This window comes from Lentimicrobium sp. L6 (assembly GCF_013166655.1).
Lineage (GTDB): Bacteria > Bacteroidota > Bacteroidia > Bacteroidales > UBA12170 > UBA12170.
The window spans coordinates 1-1,414 of record NZ_JABKCA010000170.1 but is presented as its reverse complement, the minus strand read 5'-3'; the positions used below and the strand labels follow the sequence as shown (position 1 = coordinate 1,414).

Here is a 1,414-nt window from a genome sequence, read left to right as displayed (position 1 = left end):
GGGTCAAGTTAATTTTTATGGGGACTACGAAAAAAGCTTTGATAATCTAAAGAGGAAAAACGATACATCCGTAACGCCTCTGAGGTTAGATCTAAAAAGCTTTATTTTAGCATTGAAAGATTCCGCATTGGCATTGGTATTTCTGTTTTTAAAGAAATTAAGGATATTATCAATGTGGTATTTTATTGATTTAGCAGCCGAATAAAACTCTTTTATATCTTGGTTCATTGATTTGTCTATCCACTGTCTAAATTTCTGCTGAGCAATATCCATTGAGTTTTCTTCATAGATATTTCTAAACTCAAGAGAATGATTATAAGCCTGTTTAAGCTTTGGATGTATACTGAATAAAAGACCTGCTCTTTGTTTCTGATTATCAGTCCAGTCAGTTGGCTTTTTTGCGATAACAAACCTAGCTCTAGCTAATAATTGTTTCGGGGTATCTCCATTTTCTAGTATTTCAGGTTTGTGCTTTTTGTTCTGTTTTCTTGCTTCATCAATGGCTTCATTTTCCTTATCTAATTCTTCCCAACGTAATTTTACCCGTACATGCTGCAGAGCATCTGTAACCAATTTTACAACATGAAATCTATCGGTAACTAGATTTGCGTTAGGAAAACACGTCTTGACGGATGATTCCATATTTTTGGCCATATCAAGACTTACTTCTTTAACCTTTTGCCTGACATCAAGAGGTAGTTTCTCAAGTACACTTATTATGTCTTTAGATAAGGTTCCTTTTATCGATGCCAATAAGGTTCCTTTTTTACCATGTCCATTCTTGTTTGTTACAAAAGTGTAAAGCTCTCCCTGTGATAAGGAAACTTCATCAATACTCATGTAATCACCTACATTCTTTGGAAAAAGCATATAGTCCTCAGAATGCAATCTTTGTTCCCAGTCCTGAAAACCACTACTATACTTCTTGTATTGCCTACGAAGTTTGTCTGCTTTAACTCCATAAAAACTGGCAATATTACTTATCGTATCTTCTCGGGTCTCTACCTGTTCCTTTTAAAAAATCTGAAAGTTCTTGTGTTAATCGTGAACCTTCAGCAACAAGTGAATAATCTCTTGTTATCTCTTTATGTGTTTGCTTATGACGCCATCTGCGTCTTCGAATTACTAAATATACCGCTTTACCTCGTATAGGAAAGTCTTGTACTTTTGAGGACGGTAAAAAACCTTTTGACTCATAATTAATATTTAAATATCCTGATGGCAAGAGGTTACGCTCATCTAGACATAGAAAGTATTCATCTTGCTTAGTAGATACATTGCCTAACTTGTAAAACTCTTTTACCTCAAAATAATCTAAGATAAATGCGGGTAAAAACTCTTGTAATATTGTTAATTCCAAAACTTAATTTTTGTCAGCTAAGATAAGGATTCCCCATAGTTTTTAATGTGACCC

Annotated in this window: 2 protein-coding genes; both read right to left on the bottom strand. The window is 34.2% G+C overall.

The genetic code is table 11. The annotated features are described in order from the left end of the window. Positions 1-24: 24 nt before the first annotated feature. Positions 25-840 (bottom strand): transposase, encoded by an 816-nt coding sequence (locus HNS38_RS20050; RefSeq protein ID WP_216663805.1) that lies wholly within the window; start codon positions 838-840, stop codon positions 25-27. A 136-nt stretch (positions 841-976) separates the two neighbouring features. Continuing rightward, on the bottom strand, positions 977-1,360 hold the full coding sequence (locus HNS38_RS20045; RefSeq protein WP_172284923.1) for a transposase family protein: 384 nt from the start codon (positions 1,358-1,360) through the stop codon (positions 977-979). Positions 1,361-1,414 lie beyond the last annotated feature (54 nt).